The following is a 15,809-nucleotide window of genomic DNA, read 5'->3' as shown; positions in this document are numbered from 1 at the left end:
TAAATCGGCAGCCGGTTATTAATAGCTCTAACCGGCGCCTTAATTAATAAGAATATGAGCCAAAGAATCAGAATCAAATTAAAATCTTACGATTATAATCTGGTAGATAAATCTGCCGAGAAAATCGTAAAAACTGTTAAACCTACGGGTGCAGTGGTAAGCGGACCAATTCCGTTGCCTACAGAAAAGAAAATCTTCACTGTTTTGCGTTCACCCCACGTGAACAAAAAGGCACGTGAGCAGTTTCAATTGTGCGCTTACAAACGTCTGCTGGACATTTATAGCTCTAACTCTAAAACAGTTGATGCTTTGATGAAACTTGAATTGCCTAGCGGCGTTGAAGTAGAGATTAAAGTTTAATGATACTTTTAACAGGTAAACAAAAGCGCCTTCAGGATTTCCTGAAGGCGCTTTTGTTTACGGGATATTTTTATTTAATATCATCTGCCGTTGCTCCTGATTTCTTCAAGCTTATTTCTTTCGTCCTGTAATTCCCTGGCCAGCTTTTTTTCCTTTTCATTGGCCTTCACTTTATAGTTTTGATATTCCTGGTTAATTTCTTCATAAAGGGAACTTCTGTACTTTGCTTCATGAACATTCCTGGCAGATCTTAGAATGATGACCGTCAGTGCTACAGTGAGCGAGGCAATGAGTCCCCAGACAAAAATATTATAACCGGATTTGGTAAAGCTTATGCCCAGGAAGCTGATCTCGTTTAGCCTGGCGTTTGAAGAGGCCAGGGAAGTCTCTGCGCCGGCAACTTGCTTATTGAGTCCGGCGATTTTATTTTGATAATTTACGGCTTCTTTTTTGGTGTTCATGAGTTGCCTGCGGGTAGTATTGAGTGTGTCTCTGACATTTTTCCAAAATAGGGAAAGTCTGTTCGGATTAATCAATTTATAGCCATCCAGTGTTCTGGATTTACTAAGCAGGAGCTGGTATTGTCCGTTTAAGGTTGGATCAATTTTGATGCTGTCTTTTCGCAATTGCGCAGTGGAAGTGATGCTGATAAATGCAGCGATAAAAATGAATAGAGTTTTTTTCATATAGGAATTTGTTCTTGTCTAATTTAACAATCATATTTTAATTTTATTGTGTTTTAGCGGGAGATAGTATATTTGCGGGGAATGTCTGTACTGCTATTTACACTTATAGTCCTGGCCGGAGCGTTTCTGGCCGGCCTGATTGGGTCTTTGACCGGACTTGGTGGAGGGGTAATTATTATACCATTACTTACCCTGGTATTGGGAGTGGATATACATTATGCTATTGGAGCTTCTATTATATCGGTAATTGCAACTTCATCGGGATCGGCTGCCGCGTATGTCAGGGAAGGAATCACGAATGTTCGTATTGGAATGTTCCTGGAGATTGCGACCACTGTTAGTGCAGTTATCGGAGCGGTGATCACCGTGTTTATTGATCCTAATTATATTGCCATAATCTTTGGTGCTATATTGCTGTTCTCTTCAGCAATGATGATCAGAAAAAAGGTAGACCGTTCTGATAACGATACATCCGGCCGGCTGGCTATTTTTTTTAAACTGAACGGATCATATCCGACTGGATCGGGCATTAAAAAGTATGCTGTTCACAATGTGGCAGGAGGATTCTTTATGATGTTCATAGCTGGCATAGTCTCGGGTTTGCTTGGGATAGGTTCAGGTGCGCTGAAAGTGGTCGCAATGGATAACATCATGAGGATACCTTTCAAGGTGTCGACGACAACCAGCAATTTTATGATGGGGGTTACTGCCGCGGCGAGTGCGGTCGTTTATCTGCACCGGGGACAGATTGATCCCGGAATCGCAATGCCGGTGGCTGTTGGTGTATTGCTCGGTGCAACAATTGGGTCTAAAATTCTGATGCGTGTTAAAGCGGACAGGCTTAAGGTAATATTTGCAGCTGTAGTTACTTTTCTGGCGTTGCAGATGATCTATAATGGTTACATGGGAAGGCTATGATGAAGAAAGATAAAGATTTTCCGCGCGGCAAAGATATTGAGATCATTCTCGGAACGCTGTTAAGGGTTGGGGTAATTGCTTCAATGAGCGTGGTGTTGATTGGAGGCGTAGTTTATTTGCTGTTTAATTATTCAGGAATCATTGATTACGGTACTTTTGATGCTCATAGAACTGAATTTTCTTCCATTGCGGCTATTTTTCTGGGCTTAGGCCGGTTAGATAGCGAAGCAATCATCCAGTTTGGGGTTTTACTGCTGATCTTTACACCAATATTAAGAGTGGTTTTTTCAATTTTCGGCTTCCTGACAGAGCGTGATTACCTCTATGTTTTAATAGGATTGCTGGTTTTAATTGTGATTTTGTTTAGCCTGAGCAACAGGTTGACCGGGTAAAACTCGCTTTAATGGTGTCTTATCCCTCTGAAATATTTTTTTGCATTTATTTGAAAAAATAATGAGCTAACTATTTGAAAATTAAGATTTCTTTCCTATTTTTGCCGTCCCTTAACGGGAATGTATATCCACCTTGAACGAAGCCCTACTGCTTCGATGGGTGTTAAATTAAAATAGAAAATGTCAGGTATTATTGGAAAAAAAGTAGGAATGACCAGCATTTTTGACGCCGATGGAAAAAATATTCCATGTACGGTGATCGAAGCTGGGCCTTGTGTAGTTACACAGGTTAAGACCGCAGAGAAAGACGGTTACGTTTCAGTTCAATTGGGTTTCGACGAAGCCAAAGAGAAGAACACAACACAACCTTTGAAAGGTCACTTTGCGAAAGCAAACACAACGCCAAAACGTAAATTGGTTGAATTTGATCCCTTTGAGGAGTCTTTAAATTTAGGTGATACCATTACGGTAAACATCTTTAATGAAGGAGATTTTGTAGATGTGGTTGGTACGTCAAAAGGTAAAGGATTTCAAGGTGTTGTAAAACGTCATGGTTTCGGCGGTGTCGGTGGTCAGACTCACGGACAGCACAACAGGATGCGTGCGCCGGGTTCATTGGGTGCTGCTTCTTATCCTTCACGTGTATTTAAAGGTATGCGTATGGCGGGAAGAATGGGTGGAGACAGAGTGAAAATTCAGAACTTACAGGTTTTGAAAGTTTATGCTGATCAAAATCTGGTTGTAGTTAGCGGTTCCGTACCGGGAGCCAAGGGTTCTTACGTAATCTTAGATAAGTAAGCAGATGGAAGTTAAAGTATTAAACATTTCAGGAAAAGAGACAGGTGCCAAAGTGCAACTTCCTGAGTCGGTATTCGGTATAGCGCCTGTTGATCACGCAATTTATTTGGATGTTAAGCAGTATCTGGCCAATCAGCGTCAGGGAACGCATAAATCTAAACAACGTAACGAGATTGCCGGTTCAACCCGTAAATTATACAAACAAAAAGGTACTGGTGGTGCTCGCGCCGGAAGTATTAAATCTCCATTGTTTAATGGTGGTGGTCGTGTGTTTGGTCCCCAGCCACGTGACTATAGTTTCAAATTGAACAAAAAATTGAAAGTGCTGGCTCGTAAGTCCGCATTGTCTTATAAAGCACAAGACGAAAATGTTTTGGTTTTGGAAGATTTCAGTTTTGATTCTATTAAAACTAAGAACTACGTTAATTTAGTTAGCGCTTTGAATCTGACCGGCGAAAAGACATTGTTGGTTTTACCTTCACAAAATAACAATATCTATTTATCAAGCAGAAACATACAGAAAGTGAAAGTTATAACTGCAGATCAATTGAATACTTATGATGTATTGAATTGTGGCAAACTTTTGCTGACTACTGATTCTCTTAAAACTTTGGAGGAGGCATTTGCCAAGTAATATGGAACTTTTAAGAAAACCAATATTAACAGAAAAAGCTTCTGCATTAACAGAAAAGTCTAACCGCTTTACTTTTAAAGTAGATCATAAAGCAAATAAACTGCAGATAAAGCAGGTTATTGAAAAAATGTATGGAGTAAATGTTTTGGCCATTAACACCATGGTTGTAGACGGCAAAGTGAAGTCTAGAAATACTAAAGGTGGATTGGTTACAGGACGTAGCCCGAAATATAAAAAAGCTATCGTGACACTTAAAGCAGGTGAAACAATAGATTATTACGCTAATATTTAATAAGAATTGAATAATTATAAACTATGGGCTTAAGAAAATTTAAACCAGTCACTCCGGGAACCCGCTTTAGAGTAGGTGCCAGTTTTACGGAGATTACAGCAACCAAGCCCGAAAAATCATTGGTTGTATCTTCTAAGAAATCGGGAGGACGTAACAATACAGGAAAGATGACTATGCGCTATATGGGTGGTGGTCACAAAAAATCTTACCGTTTAATTGATTTTAAACGTGATAAGTTCGACATTCCTGCAACAGTAGCTACTGTTGAATACGATCCTAACCGTACTGCACGTATCGCATTATTAAATTATGCAGATGGTGAGAAGCGTTATATTATTGCGCCTGAAGGGCTGCAAGTAGGGCAAAAGGTGGTGTCAGGTGATACTGCAACTCCTGAAGTAGGAAATACTTTGAAACTGGCCAATATTCCTTTGGGATCTATTGTGCACAATGTGGAAATTCATCCGGGCCGTGGTGCTCAGTTGGCGCGCAGCGCCGGTGCTTATGCACAGCTGGCTGCCCGTGATGGTAAATATGCAACGTTGAAAATGCCTTCAGGTGAGACAAGATTGATCTTGATAACTTGTTTAGCAACAATCGGAGCGGTTTCCAATTCAGATCATGCAAATGAGGTATTAGGTAAAGCTGGCCGCAGCCGTTGGTTAGGTCGTCGTCCAAGGACCCGTCCGGTAGCAATGAACCCGGTAGATCACCCTATGGGTGGTGGTGAGGGTCGCTCATCAGGAGGTCAGCCCCGGTCAAGGAACGGTATGTATGCTAAAGGCTTCAAAACCCGTACACTTAAAAAATACTCAAATCGTTTCATCATAGAGAAAAGGAAGAAATAATGGCTCGTTCGATAAAAAAAGGACCTTATATTGACCATAACGTAGAGAAAAAAGTAGTCTCTATGAATGATTCAGGCAAAAAGTCTGTCATTAAAACTTGGTCTCGCAGATCAATGATCTCACCAGATTTTGTGGGTCATACATTTGCAGTACATAACGGTAATAAATTTATACCGGTATACGTAACAGAAAACATGGTTGGTCACAAGCTGGGAGAGTTTGCTCCAACCAGAACATTTAGGGGTCACTCTGAAAAGAAAAAATAATTAAGAGATGGAAGCAGTAGCGAAATTAAACAATTGTCCAACCTCACCGCGCAAAATGCGTTTGGTTGTAGATCTTATCAGAGGTGAGCGTGTTGAGAAAGCTTTACATATTTTAAAGTTTACCAATAAAGATGCAGCAATAAGAGTTGAGAAACTGTTATTGTCGGCTATCAAGAACTGGGAAACTAAAAATGAAGGTTCTCGCCCTGAAGAAAACCAGTTATATGTGAAAACGATAATGGTAGGCGGTGGTCGTCAATTAAAAAGATTAAGACCGGCACCTCAAGGACGCGGTTACAGAATACGTAAACGTTCAAACCATGTAACCTTGGTAGTAGATAGTAAAAACGTTGAAACTCAAACTAATTAACAGAAATGGGACAAAAAGCACATCCAATAGGTAACAGGTTAGGAATCATCAAAGGTTGGGATTCTAACTGGTTCGGTGGCAACAACTATGCTGATAAATTAGTTGAGGACGAAAAAATAAGAAAATACCTTTCTGCCCGTATTGCGAAAGGCGGAGTAGCTAAAGTGGTAATTGAGCGTACATTGAAACGTATCACAGTTACCATCCATACAGCTCGACCGGGTATTGTGATCGGTAAAGCAGGTCAGGAAGTTGACAAGATCAAAGAAGAGTTGAAGAAATTGACTAAAAAGGAAATTCAGATCAATATTTTTGAGATTAAACGTCCTGAGCTCGATGCACAACTCGTAGCAGAAGGTGTAGCAAAACAATTAGAAGCAAGGATCTCGTTCCGCAGGGCAATGAAATCTACCATCGCATCAACTATGCGCATGGGAGCTGAAGGTATCAAAATTATGACCTCTGGTCGTTTGGGTGGTGCAGAGATGGCTCGTAGCGAACAGTACAAAGAAGGAAGAATTCCTTTGCATACTTTCCGCGCTGACATTGACTATGCATTGGCTGAGGCACTGACTACTTATGGTAAAATAGGTGTTAAAGTATGGATCTGTAAGGGTGAAGTTTACGGTAAACGTGATCTTTCTCCAAACATCGGCGCTGCGAGCAATGCTCCGGGCAAAGGTGGCAGACCAGAAGGTGGTGCATTTGCCGGTGGCAGAGACAGAGATAACCGTGGCGGTGGAGACAGAAGAAACGATAACCGCGGTGGTGGTAATCGTGGCGGAAGAGGTCCTGGTCAAGGCGGACCTGGTGCAGGTGGAAATAATAGAGGCGGAAATACTCAAAACAGAGGTCCTCGTAAATAATAGTTAACAGATCGTTTAACGATAATATTAAAATAAAATGTTACAGCCAAAGAGAACGAAGTTCAGAAAGATGCAAAAGGGCAGAATGAAAGGTTTAGCAACTCGTGGTGCTGAATTGTCATTCGGGTCTTTCGGGATTAAATCTTTAGAGTCGACCTGGATTACCAGTCGTCAGATAGAGGCAGCCCGTATTGCGGTAACTCGTTTCATGAAACGTGAAGGCCAGGTGTGGATTAGGATATTCCCGGACAAACCGGTAACTAAGAAACCAGCTGAAGTACGTATGGGTAAAGGTAAAGGTGCTCCAGAATATTGGGTAGCCGTAGTTAGACCCGGACGTATTATTTTTGAAGCAGAAGGAGTTCCTTTAGAAGTTGCTAAAGAAGCGATGAGACTTGCAGCTCAAAAATTACCGATCCAAACAAAATTTGTAGTACGTAGAGATTACGTAGAGGCATAATAAGAGTTTTGGGTTGAATGTTGTAAGTAACTTGTTATTATAACCGCTAGACCCACAACATAAAAATTAATAAAATGAAGAACTCAGAAATCAAAGGGCTTTCACAAGAAGAACTAGTAGCCAGGATTGCAGAAGAAAGAGAAAACTTAGTAAAGTTAAAATTCGCGCATACAATTTCGGCCATAGAAAATCCTTCCCGCATTAGCAAGGTAAGAAAAGATATTGCCCGATTAAATACTGAAGTGACTAGGCGTAAAGCAGAGTCAGCTACTGAAACTAAATAACTTTAGAGTCGAAATGGAAAGACAATTAAGAAAAACAAGAACCGGGTTGGTAGTGAGCAACAAGATGGATAAATCTATTGTTGTAGCGGTAGAACGTAAAGTGAAACACCCGATCTATGGTAAGTTTGTTAAGAAAACTACCAAATTTATGGCTCATGACGAGAAAAACGATTGCGGTATTGGTGATACAGTGCTGATTATGGAGACTCGTCCGCTGAGTAAAAACAAGAACTGGAGATTAGTACAAATTTTAGAAAGGGCTAAATAACATGGTACAACAGGAATCAAGATTAAACGTAGCCGACAATAGCGGCGCAAAAGAAGTATTGGTTATCCGTGTACTTGGTGGTACTGGAAAGAGATATGCTTCTATTGGTGACAAAATTGTTGTTACCGTTAAAAGTGCATTGCCTTCAGGTAACATTAAGAAAGGAACAGTTTCTAAAGCAGTTGTTGTAAGAACTAAGAAAGAGATCAGACGTAAAGATGGTTCTTATATCCGTTTCGACGACAATGCAGCAGTATTATTAAATGCACAAGATGAGCCGCGTGGTACACGTATTTTTGGCCCGGTAGCAAGAGAACTGCGTGAAAAACAATTCATGAAAATTGTATCATTAGCACCGGAGGTATTATAAAATGAAAAATAAAGTGACTACACCAAAAATAAAAATCCGTAAAGGAGATTTAGTAAAGGTTATAGCCGGCGATTCAAAAGGCCAACAGGGGAAAGTACTTTCTGTACTGACTACTAAAAGCAGGATACTCGTAGAAGGTGTTAACCTTGTATCAAAACATACAAAACCGAATGCTGCTACTCCTAACGGAGGCATCATTAAAAAAGAAGCTGCTCTTCATATTTCTAATGTAGCATTAGTTGATCCTAAATCAGGAGAAATTACGCGCGTTGGCAGAAAGCTTAATGCTGATGGGAAATTAGTTAGGGTTAGTAAAAAATCAGGAGAGGAGATCAAATAATGGCTTACGTACCAAGATTAAAGAACAAATATAAAGAGGAAATAGTTACCGCACTTAAGGATAAGTTCAACTATAAAAGTGTTATGCAGGTTCCTAAGTTAGAGAAAATTTCAATCAACCAGGGCGTTGGTCGTTTTTCTGTGACTGATAAGAAGATCATAGACAGCTCTATTATTGAGATGACTACGATTTCAGGACAGCAGGCAGTTCCGGCAAAATCTAAAAAGGATATTTCTAATTTTAAATTGCGTAAAGGTATGCCGGTTGGCGTACGTGTAACTTTACGTGATAACAACATGTACGAATTTTTAGATCGTTTAATTTCCGTAGCTTTGCCTCGTATCCGCGATTTCAAAGGTATCAATGACAAAGGGTTTGATGGAAAAGGCAATTACACTTTAGGTGTTACTGAGCAAATCATCTTCCCTGAGATCAACATCGACAAAATCAGCAAGATTTTAGGTATGGATATTACTTTTGTGACGACTGCTACTACTGATGTTGAAGCATTGGAACTTTTAAAACAATTTGGATTACCATTTAAAAATCAAAATACAAATCAATAATGGCAAAAGAAGGAGTAAAAGCTCGCGAAGTTAAGCGCCAAAAATTGGTAGCTAAATATGCAGATAAACGTGCAGAACTTAAAGCTGCCGGTGATTATGAAGGATTAGACAAATTACCAAAGAACTCTTCAGCTGTGCGTCTGCACAACCGTTGCAAGTTAACAGGTCGTCCTCGTGGTTATATGCGTACTTTTGGAATATCAAGGGTAACTTTTCGCGACATGGCTTTGGCAGGTAAAATACCCGGAGTCAGAAAAGCAAGCTGGTAATACGGCTTTAGCGGTTATAGAGATCAGTCTTTAACTGAAAAATAAAAATTAACCGATGGCAGGTCGTCCCGAATAGGTCGGGAAGGAAACCACTATCACAATTATATATAAAATGAATACAGATCCAATAGCGGATTATCTTACAAGAGTAAGAAATGCCATCAAGGCAAATCACAGAATTGTTGAGATTCCAGCATCGAACCTTAAAAAGGAAATTACAAAAGTACTTTTTGATAAAGGGTACATTGCTAATTACAAATTTGAGGAGACTACAACCCAGGGCACTATTAAGATCGCATTGAAATACAATGCCATCACTAAGATCCCTGCAATACGTACTTTAACACGTATCAGTAAACCAGGTTTAAGGCAATATGCGGGTGTTGAGAATATGCCAAGAGTATTGAATGGTTTAGGTATCGCAATCTTGTCTACATCAAAAGGTGTGATGACTGATAAAGAAGCTGCGAAACTAAATATTGGTGGCGAAGTTTTGTGTCACGTTTATTAATTAAAGGAGGATAGCAAAATGTCAAGAATAGGAAAAGCCCCAATTAATATCCCTGCAGGTGTTACAGTGACCGTTTCGAAAGATAACGTTGTAACTGTAAAAGGTCCTAAAGGTGAGCTAACTCAAGCAGTTGATTCGGATATCACTGTAAGTCAGGAAGATGGAATACTAACTGTATCACGTCCGTCAGAACAGAAAAGACACAAAGCGTTACATGGTCTGTACCGTTCTTTGTTAAATAATATGGTTATTGGTGTAACAGAAGGTTATAAATTACAACAGGAATTAGTGGGTGTGGGTTACCGTGCTACTAATCAGGGAAATACCCTGGATCTTGTTTTAGGATATTCTCACCATTATGTGTTCCAGTTGCCTGAGGAGATTAAGGTAACGACTACCTCAGAAAAAGGTCAGACCCCTAAGATCATACTGGAAAGTATTGATAAACAACTGATTGGTCAGGTGGCTGCGAAAATCCGTTCGCTGCGTGCTCCCGAGCCTTATAAAGGTAAAGGTATCAAGTTTGTAGGAGAAGTGTTAAGAAGAAAAGCAGGTAAATCAGCTTCTAAAAAATAATCATCATGGCAGGGAAAAAATTATCTCGTAGAGATCGTATAAAAAAAGGAATCAGAAAAAGATTAACAGGTTCTGAAAGCCGTCCACGTTTATCGGTTTATAGAAGCAATAAAGGAATTTATGCTCAAATCATTAACGACGTAACCGGTAATACAATTGTATCAGCTTCATCTTTGTCAAAAGACTTTTCTGGTTCAGGAAATAAATCTGAGCAATCAGTAGCTGTAGGTAAGTTGGTTGCTGAAAAAGCAATAGCAGCTGGTGTTAAAGAAGTTGTTTTCGATAGAAATGGCTACTTATACCACGGACGTGTTAAATCGCTGGCAGAAGGTGCCCGTGAAGCTGGTTTAGTATTTTAATCTGAAAATAGGATAAGATGTCAACTATCAATATAAAAAGAGTTAAGACTAGCGAAATCGAATTGAAAGATCGTTTAGTTAGCATACAACGTGTAGCCAAAGTAACCAAGGGTGGTCGTACTTTCAGCTTCTCAGCAATCGTAGTTGTTGGAGATGAAAACGGCATCGTAGGTTATGGATTGGGTAAAGCGAAAGAGGTAACAGAAGCAATTGCTAAAGGCATAGATGATGCTAAAAAGAATTTGGTAAAAGTGCCTTTGTTAAATGGAACTGTTCCACATGAGCAGATCGGGAAGTTCTCCGGCGGTTTTGTTTTAATTAAGCCTGCTGCGGTTGGTACCGGAGTTATTGCCGGCGGTGCGATGCGTGCTGTACTTGAGAGTGCAGGCGTTCATAACGTACTTGCAAAATCAAAAGGTTCATCAAATCCCCACAACGTGGTTAAAGCGACTGTTGATGCATTGACAAAAATGCGTGATGCATATACTGTAGCTCAGCACCGCGGTGTAGATTTAAATAAAGTTTTTAACGGATAATATTATGGCGAAGATTAAAATAACCCAGATAAAGAGCATTATCGATAGAAGCGAACGCCAAAAAAGAACGATGCAGGCTTTAGGTTTAAATAAAATGAACCAGAGTGTAGAAGTTGAAGCGACTGCCGCCATTATTGGAATGGTGAGAAAAGTGAATCACTTAGTAGCTATCGAGAGCATATAATTTTATTAAAGGTTGCAAATATGAGTTATATAACTACATTTGCAACCTTTATATATTTGTTTAACCGTTGACCCTGATTAGTGAAAGCGAAGGGCAGCACAATAAGTTTCAAACATGAACTTAAGTAATTTAAAACCTGCAGAAGGTTCTATTAAAAATAGTAAAAGAATTGGTCGTGGTACTGGTTCAGGTCGTGGTGGTACTTCAACACGCGGTCATAAGGGTGCTGGATCACGTTCTGGTCACTCTACAAAAATTGGATTTGAAGGTGGTCAAATGCCATTGCAGCGCCGTGTTCCTAAAGTGGGTTTCAAACCGATTAACAGAGTTGAGTACGTGGGCGTGAATTTAGACGTTTTACAAGACCTGGCAGAAACATTTGAATTGACAAGTATAGATTTTACTACTTTGCGTGAGCATGGTTTGGCATCTAAGAATGACCTTGTAAAGATTTTAGGTCGTGGTGAAGTTAAATCTAAATTGGAAGTTAAAGCACATGCTTTTTCTGCAACTGCACAAAAAGCTATTGAGGCTGTTGGAGGCTCAATCGAAAAATTGTAATTAATGAAGAAGCTGTTTACTACTCTAAGTAATATTTGGAAAATCCAGGAATTGAAAGAGCGTATTTTATATACGCTCATGATTCTTTTAATATATAGGTTTGTATCCCATGTGGTTTTGCCTGGGGTTGATGCAAATCTTTTAGGTGACAATACAAAGTCAGGCCTTTTGGGGTTGTTGGATATGTTTGCCGGAGGGTCATTTTCCAGGGTGTCTATCCTGGCTTTAGGCGTTATGCCTTATATTTCTGCCTCAATTGTAGTTCAGCTATTGGGTATCGCTGTCCCTTCATTTCAAAAGATGCAAAAAGAGGGGGAAAGCGGAAGAAAGAAGCTCAATCAGATTACACGTTATTTAACGGTCGCCATTACTGCTGTCCAGGCGGTCGGGTATGTTAAAACACAGGTTCCTCCGGAGGCAATTATAATTGATCATACGTTATTTTTTGTGCTTTCGACTTTTGTTTTGTCTGCAGGTACATTGTTTGTAATGTGGTTAGGTGAGAAGATCACAGACAAAGGCATAGGTAATGGTACATCTCTTATAATCATGGTTGGTATCATTGCGCGTCTGCCAATTGCTTTGCAGCAGGAGATCAGCTCAAGATTTGTAGGTGATGGAGGCTTAATTGCACTTGTAGTAGAGATTGTAGCGTTATTCGCTGTGGTAATGTTCACCATAATGATTGTTCAGGGAGTTCGTAAGGTTCCTGTTCAATACGCAAAGAGGATAGTGGGAAGCAGACAATTCGGAGGAGTGAGACAATATATTCCGCTAAAAGTAAATGCTGCGGGTGTAATGCCAATCATTTTTGCTCAGGCTCTGATGTTTATACCAGCTACGGTAACAGGGTTTTTTCCCTCTTTGCAGAATACCTGGTTAATTCAATTCAGTGATTATACTTCATTGGCCTACAGCTTAACTTTTGCATTTCTCATTATTGCTTTTACATTCTTTTATACAGCTATAACGGTAAATCCTACACAAATGTCGGATGATATGAAGAAAAATGGTGGTTTCATTCCGGGAATTAAACCTGGTATATCTACTTCTTCGTTTATCGATGATGTGATTTCAAAGATTACTTTCCCTGGTGCTATTTTTCTTGCTATAATCGCGATACTTCCTTCAATTGCTGTGAAGTTTGGCATTAAGTCTGAATTTGCCCATTTTTATGGAGGTACTTCTCTTTTGATTTTGGTAGGTGTAGTTCTGGATACTTTACAGCAGATTGAAAGTTATTTATTGATGCGTCATTATGATGGATTGATGAAGACTGGCAGAGTTACCGGAAGGACAGGGATTCCTGCGCCAAGTGGTAGCGATGCTGTGATTTAGTAATTGAGGATGTCTAAAATCTATTACAAATCTCCTGACGAGATAGAGTTAATAAGAGAAAGTTCTCTGTTGGTTTCAAAAACCTTAGCTGAAGTGGCCAAGATCATAGAGCCGGGGGTTACCACAAAGAAGCTAAATCAGCATGCTGAGACTTTTATCAGGGATCATGGGGCTATCCCGGCATTTTTGAATTATAATGGCTTTCCGTATTCATTGTGCATATCGCCTAATGAACAGGTCGTACATGGTTTCCCAAGTGACTATATAATTCAGGAAGGAGACTTAATTTCTGTAGACTGTGGTGTAATTAAGAACAACTACTTCGGTGATTCTGCTTATACCTTTTCGATCGGAGAAATTAGTGATGAAAAACGAAAGCTGATAGAAGTTACCCAGGAATGTCTTAAACTGGCTGTCGAAAAAGCGGTAGTAGGATCCAGAACAGGGGACGTGGGCTTTGCTGTTCAAAATCTGGCGGAGAGCCATGGATTTGGTGTAGTTAGAGAGCTCGTAGGACATGGTGTCGGCATAAAGCTGCATGAAAAGCCGGAGATTCCAAATTATGGAAAGAGAGGGAGTGGGATTAAACTGGAAGAAGGAATGGTGATTGCTATAGAACCTATGATTAACGCGGGTACAGCGGGTGTGAAATTTTGGTCGGACGGCTGGACTGTCACTACTAAAGATAACAGGCCGTCGGCTCACTTTGAACATACAGTAGCGGTGAGAAAAGGAGAGGCCGATGTTTTATCAACGTTTTCATTGATAGAAGAAGTTTTAGTAAAAAAAAAGTAAATAATTAAAATTTTTTATTTAATTTTGCGTCCCTGTTTAACAGCAGCTAATACAGTAAAAATCAATATTATATGGCTAAACAAGCCTCAATTGAACAAGACGGTGTAATAAAGGAAGCGTTATCAAACGCCATGTTTCGGGTAGAACTTGAGAATGGACATGAGATTATCGCTCATATTTCGGGAAAAATGAGGATGCACTACATCAAAATTTTACCGGGAGACAAAGTAAAATTAGAGATGTCGCCTTACGATTTGTCAAAAGGCAGGATTACTTATAGATATAAATAAAATGAAAGTTAGGTCATCAATTAAAAAACGTAGCGCTGATTGCAAGGTTATTCGTCGTAAAGGTAAACTTTACGTTATTAACAAGAAGAACCCAAAATTTAAGCAACGTCAAGGTTAAGAAATTATTGAAGTATGATTGGATTGAATGTACGGGTTACTCAATCTGTCGTTTAATCAAATAATCAAACATTTAGTACAAATATGGCAAGGATATCAGGTATTGATTTACCAAGAAACAAAAGAGGCGAAATTGGATTAACTTATATCTTCGGAATAGGTAGATCAACTGCACAGCGTATATTGACTGAAGCAGGTATCGATTTCAGCAAGAAGGTACAGGACTGGTCGGATGATGAATTATCAGCAATCCGTACCATTATTAACGACGGCGTGAAAGTGGAAGGTGCTTTGCGTTCAGAAGTTCAGTTGAACATCAAACGCTTGATGGACATCGGTTGTTACCGCGGCCTGCGTCACAGGAAAGGTTTGCCGGTACGTGGTCAGCGTACTAAGAACAATTCCCGTACACGTAAAGGCAAGAGAAAAACAGTTGCGAACAAGAAAAAAGCTACTAAATAAAATTAGTACTGAATAATAATTATGGCTAAAAGTAAAAAAGTTACCAAAAAGCGTATTGTTGTTATAGAACCTGTAGGTCAGGCACACATCAATGCTACTTTTAACAATATCATTGTTACTTTGACAAATAACAACGGTCAAACTATTTCATGGTCTTCAGCGGGTAAAATGGGATTCAAAGGTTCTAAAAAGAACACTCCATACGCTGCAGGACAAGCTGCATCTGATTGCGGTAAAGTAGCATTTGACTTAGGTCTGCGTAAAGTAGAGGTTTTTGTGAAAGGTCCTGGTTCAGGTCGTGAGTCAGCAATTAGAACATTGCAGGTTTCAGGTCTTGAAGTAACGTCAATCAAGGATATTACACCGCTTCCACACAATGGTTGCCGTCCTCCTAAGAAGAGAAGAGTTTAATTTATTAATTTTTAAAGCTAAGAGTCTGCAGCTGTAGGTTGCATGATACTTTAAAACAAAAAACAATGGCAAGATATACAGGACCTAAGTCCAAAATCGCGCGTAAGTTCAGAGAACCAATTTTTGGTCCTGATAAAGTATTGGATAGAAAAAACTATCCGCCCGGACAACATGGTGCTTCAAAAAGAAGAGGAAAGCAATCCGAGTACGCAGTACAGTTAATGGAAAAACAGAAAGTTAAATATACTTATGGTGTATTAGAGCGTCAGTTTCGTAACTTGTTTACCAGAGCATCTTCTCGTGAAGGTATTACTGGAGATAACTTACTGCAGTTATTGGAAGCGCGTCTGGACAACACAGTGTACAGGTTAGGTATTGCTACAACCCGTTCAGCTGCCCGTCAGTTAGTTAGCCATAAACACGTAACAGTTAACGGTGAAGTAGTCAATATTCCTTCGTACCAGTTGAAGGCCGGAGATGTCGTTGCGGTTCGCGAGAAATCCAAAACTTTGGAAGCCATCACAAATTCTGTAGCTGGAAGAATAATCAATAAATTCAATTGGTTAGACTGGAACGCAAATGAATTGACCGGTAAGTTTTTGGCATATCCAAATCGTGATGAGATACCAGAAAATATCAAGGAAAACCTTATAGTAGAGTTATACTCTAAGTAATATATTTA

At 39.7% G+C, this 15,809-nt stretch carries 31 protein-coding genes; 30 read left to right on the top strand and 1 reads right to left on the bottom strand.

Features of this window, described 5'->3' with window-relative positions; all coding sequences use genetic code 11:
- The first annotated feature begins 54 nt into the window (after positions 1 to 54).
- Positions 55 to 360 (top strand): 30S ribosomal protein S10, encoded by a 306-nt coding sequence (rpsJ, locus tag QEP08_RS14495; RefSeq protein WP_008244591.1) that lies wholly within the window; start codon positions 55 to 57, stop codon positions 358 to 360.
- An 80-nt stretch (positions 361 to 440) separates the two neighbouring features.
- Here the strand turns inward: rpsJ and QEP08_RS14490 are convergent, their stop codons facing one another.
- Complete coding sequence (locus QEP08_RS14490) at positions 441 to 1,046, bottom strand: hypothetical protein (protein ID WP_285059063.1); 606 nt, start codon at positions 1,044 to 1,046, stop codon at positions 441 to 443.
- Between the two features lie 81 nt (positions 1,047 to 1,127).
- Between QEP08_RS14490 and QEP08_RS14485 the strand changes: the two genes are divergently transcribed.
- From QEP08_RS14485 to rpsD, 29 genes are all read left to right on the top strand, one after another.
- Complete coding sequence (locus QEP08_RS14485; RefSeq protein ID WP_285059061.1) at positions 1,128 to 1,964, top strand: sulfite exporter TauE/SafE family protein; 837 nt, start codon at positions 1,128 to 1,130, stop codon at positions 1,962 to 1,964.
- Positions 1,961 to 2,356, top strand: coding sequence for a DUF1634 domain-containing protein (locus tag QEP08_RS14480; protein WP_285059059.1), 396 nt, complete (start codon positions 1,961 to 1,963; stop codon positions 2,354 to 2,356). The genes QEP08_RS14485 and QEP08_RS14480 overlap by 4 nt, the downstream gene beginning before the upstream one ends.
- 180 nt (positions 2,357 to 2,536) lie before the next feature.
- Entirely contained in the window at positions 2,537 to 3,154 is a 618-nt protein-coding gene (rplC, locus tag QEP08_RS14475; protein ID WP_285059058.1) for a 50S ribosomal protein L3, read from the top strand.
- A 4-nt stretch (positions 3,155 to 3,158) separates the two neighbouring features.
- Positions 3,159 to 3,788, top strand: coding sequence for a 50S ribosomal protein L4 (gene rplD / locus QEP08_RS14470; protein ID WP_285059057.1), 630 nt, complete (start codon positions 3,159 to 3,161; stop codon positions 3,786 to 3,788).
- Between the two features lies 1 nt (position 3,789).
- On the top strand, positions 3,790 to 4,080 hold the full coding sequence (rplW, locus tag QEP08_RS14465; protein ID WP_285059055.1) for a 50S ribosomal protein L23: 291 nt from the start codon (positions 3,790 to 3,792) through the stop codon (positions 4,078 to 4,080).
- A 23-nt stretch (positions 4,081 to 4,103) separates the two neighbouring features.
- Positions 4,104 to 4,928, top strand: a complete 825-nt coding sequence (rplB, locus tag QEP08_RS14460; RefSeq protein WP_285059054.1) for a 50S ribosomal protein L2 — start codon at positions 4,104 to 4,106, stop codon at positions 4,926 to 4,928.
- A complete protein-coding gene (rpsS, locus tag QEP08_RS14455; RefSeq protein ID WP_008244581.1) occupies positions 4,928 to 5,194 on the top strand; it encodes a 30S ribosomal protein S19 in 267 nt (88 codons plus the stop codon). Before rplB ends, rpsS begins: the two co-directional genes overlap by 1 nt.
- 7 nt (positions 5,195 to 5,201) lie before the next feature.
- Entirely contained in the window at positions 5,202 to 5,564 is a 363-nt protein-coding gene (gene rplV, locus QEP08_RS14450) for a 50S ribosomal protein L22 (protein ID WP_055130479.1), read from the top strand.
- A gap of 5 nt (positions 5,565 to 5,569) precedes the next feature.
- Entirely contained in the window at positions 5,570 to 6,430 is an 861-nt protein-coding gene (rpsC, locus tag QEP08_RS14445; protein ID WP_285059049.1) for a 30S ribosomal protein S3, read from the top strand.
- Positions 6,431 to 6,467: 37 nt separating this feature from the next.
- A complete protein-coding gene (gene rplP / locus QEP08_RS14440; RefSeq protein WP_048907441.1) occupies positions 6,468 to 6,890 on the top strand; it encodes a 50S ribosomal protein L16 in 423 nt (140 codons plus the stop codon).
- Positions 6,891 to 6,964: 74 nt separating this feature from the next.
- A complete protein-coding gene (rpmC, locus tag QEP08_RS14435) occupies positions 6,965 to 7,174 on the top strand; it encodes a 50S ribosomal protein L29 (RefSeq protein ID WP_285059044.1) in 210 nt (69 codons plus the stop codon).
- 13 nt (positions 7,175 to 7,187) lie between these two features.
- On the top strand, positions 7,188 to 7,442 hold the full coding sequence (rpsQ, locus tag QEP08_RS14430; RefSeq protein WP_084237687.1) for a 30S ribosomal protein S17: 255 nt from the start codon (positions 7,188 to 7,190) through the stop codon (positions 7,440 to 7,442).
- A 1-nt stretch (position 7,443) separates the two neighbouring features.
- Complete coding sequence (gene rplN / locus QEP08_RS14425) at positions 7,444 to 7,812, top strand: 50S ribosomal protein L14 (RefSeq protein WP_008244575.1); 369 nt, start codon at positions 7,444 to 7,446, stop codon at positions 7,810 to 7,812.
- A 1-nt stretch (position 7,813) separates the two neighbouring features.
- Positions 7,814 to 8,152 carry a 50S ribosomal protein L24 gene (rplX, locus tag QEP08_RS14420; RefSeq protein WP_349019039.1) on the top strand — a complete coding sequence of 113 codons (339 nt, stop codon included), beginning with the start codon at positions 7,814 to 7,816 and terminating at the stop codon, positions 8,150 to 8,152.
- The gene (gene rplE / locus QEP08_RS14415; RefSeq protein WP_285059041.1) at positions 8,152 to 8,718 is read left to right on the top strand and encodes a 50S ribosomal protein L5; all 567 of its coding nucleotides are present in this window, start codon (positions 8,152 to 8,154) and stop codon (positions 8,716 to 8,718) included. Before rplX ends, rplE begins: the two co-directional genes overlap by 1 nt.
- Positions 8,718 to 8,987 carry a 30S ribosomal protein S14 gene (gene rpsN / locus QEP08_RS14410; protein ID WP_285059039.1) on the top strand — a complete coding sequence of 90 codons (270 nt, stop codon included), beginning with the start codon at positions 8,718 to 8,720 and terminating at the stop codon, positions 8,985 to 8,987. The genes rplE and rpsN overlap by 1 nt, the downstream gene beginning before the upstream one ends.
- A gap of 112 nt (positions 8,988 to 9,099) precedes the next feature.
- Entirely contained in the window at positions 9,100 to 9,498 is a 399-nt protein-coding gene (rpsH, locus tag QEP08_RS14405) for a 30S ribosomal protein S8 (protein WP_285059037.1), read from the top strand.
- A gap of 18 nt (positions 9,499 to 9,516) precedes the next feature.
- Positions 9,517 to 10,074: a 50S ribosomal protein L6 gene (rplF, locus tag QEP08_RS14400; RefSeq protein ID WP_285059036.1), complete on the top strand. Its 558-nt coding sequence runs from the start codon at positions 9,517 to 9,519 to the stop codon at positions 10,072 to 10,074.
- Between the two features lie 5 nt (positions 10,075 to 10,079).
- On the top strand, positions 10,080 to 10,433 hold the full coding sequence (rplR, locus tag QEP08_RS14395; protein ID WP_285059035.1) for a 50S ribosomal protein L18: 354 nt from the start codon (positions 10,080 to 10,082) through the stop codon (positions 10,431 to 10,433).
- 17 nt (positions 10,434 to 10,450) lie between these two features.
- A complete protein-coding gene (gene rpsE, locus QEP08_RS14390; RefSeq protein ID WP_108554172.1) occupies positions 10,451 to 10,969 on the top strand; it encodes a 30S ribosomal protein S5 in 519 nt (172 codons plus the stop codon).
- Between the two features lie 4 nt (positions 10,970 to 10,973).
- Positions 10,974 to 11,153: a 50S ribosomal protein L30 gene (rpmD, locus tag QEP08_RS14385; protein ID WP_285059032.1), complete on the top strand. Its 180-nt coding sequence runs from the start codon at positions 10,974 to 10,976 to the stop codon at positions 11,151 to 11,153.
- Between the two features lie 114 nt (positions 11,154 to 11,267).
- Positions 11,268 to 11,714, top strand: a complete 447-nt coding sequence (gene rplO, locus QEP08_RS14380) for a 50S ribosomal protein L15 (RefSeq protein ID WP_285059029.1) — start codon at positions 11,268 to 11,270, stop codon at positions 11,712 to 11,714.
- 3 nt (positions 11,715 to 11,717) lie between these two features.
- Positions 11,718 to 13,052: a preprotein translocase subunit SecY gene (secY, locus tag QEP08_RS14375; protein WP_285059027.1), complete on the top strand. Its 1,335-nt coding sequence runs from the start codon at positions 11,718 to 11,720 to the stop codon at positions 13,050 to 13,052.
- Between the two features lie 9 nt (positions 13,053 to 13,061).
- Entirely contained in the window at positions 13,062 to 13,847 is a 786-nt protein-coding gene (gene map, locus QEP08_RS14370) for a type I methionyl aminopeptidase (protein WP_285059026.1), read from the top strand.
- A 71-nt stretch (positions 13,848 to 13,918) separates the two neighbouring features.
- Positions 13,919 to 14,137: a translation initiation factor IF-1 gene (gene infA, locus QEP08_RS14365; protein WP_048907428.1), complete on the top strand. Its 219-nt coding sequence runs from the start codon at positions 13,919 to 13,921 to the stop codon at positions 14,135 to 14,137.
- Between the two features lies 1 nt (position 14,138).
- The gene (gene ykgO / locus QEP08_RS14360; protein WP_008244551.1) at positions 14,139 to 14,255 is read left to right on the top strand and encodes a type B 50S ribosomal protein L36; all 117 of its coding nucleotides are present in this window, start codon (positions 14,139 to 14,141) and stop codon (positions 14,253 to 14,255) included.
- 83 nt (positions 14,256 to 14,338) lie between these two features.
- A complete protein-coding gene (rpsM, locus tag QEP08_RS14355) occupies positions 14,339 to 14,716 on the top strand; it encodes a 30S ribosomal protein S13 (RefSeq protein ID WP_285059022.1) in 378 nt (125 codons plus the stop codon).
- Between the two features lie 21 nt (positions 14,717 to 14,737).
- Complete coding sequence (gene rpsK, locus QEP08_RS14350) at positions 14,738 to 15,127, top strand: 30S ribosomal protein S11 (RefSeq protein ID WP_136835518.1); 390 nt, start codon at positions 14,738 to 14,740, stop codon at positions 15,125 to 15,127.
- 65 nt (positions 15,128 to 15,192) lie between these two features.
- A complete protein-coding gene (gene rpsD, locus QEP08_RS14345) occupies positions 15,193 to 15,801 on the top strand; it encodes a 30S ribosomal protein S4 (RefSeq protein WP_285059020.1) in 609 nt (202 codons plus the stop codon).
- Positions 15,802 to 15,809: the final 8 nt, after the last annotated feature.

Source organism: Pedobacter ginsengisoli (assembly GCF_030244015.1).
Taxonomy (GTDB): domain Bacteria; phylum Bacteroidota; class Bacteroidia; order Sphingobacteriales; family Sphingobacteriaceae; genus Pedobacter; species Pedobacter ginsengisoli.
Note: the sequence above shows the minus strand (reverse complement) of the source record. Positions and strands in the feature narration are given on the sequence as shown.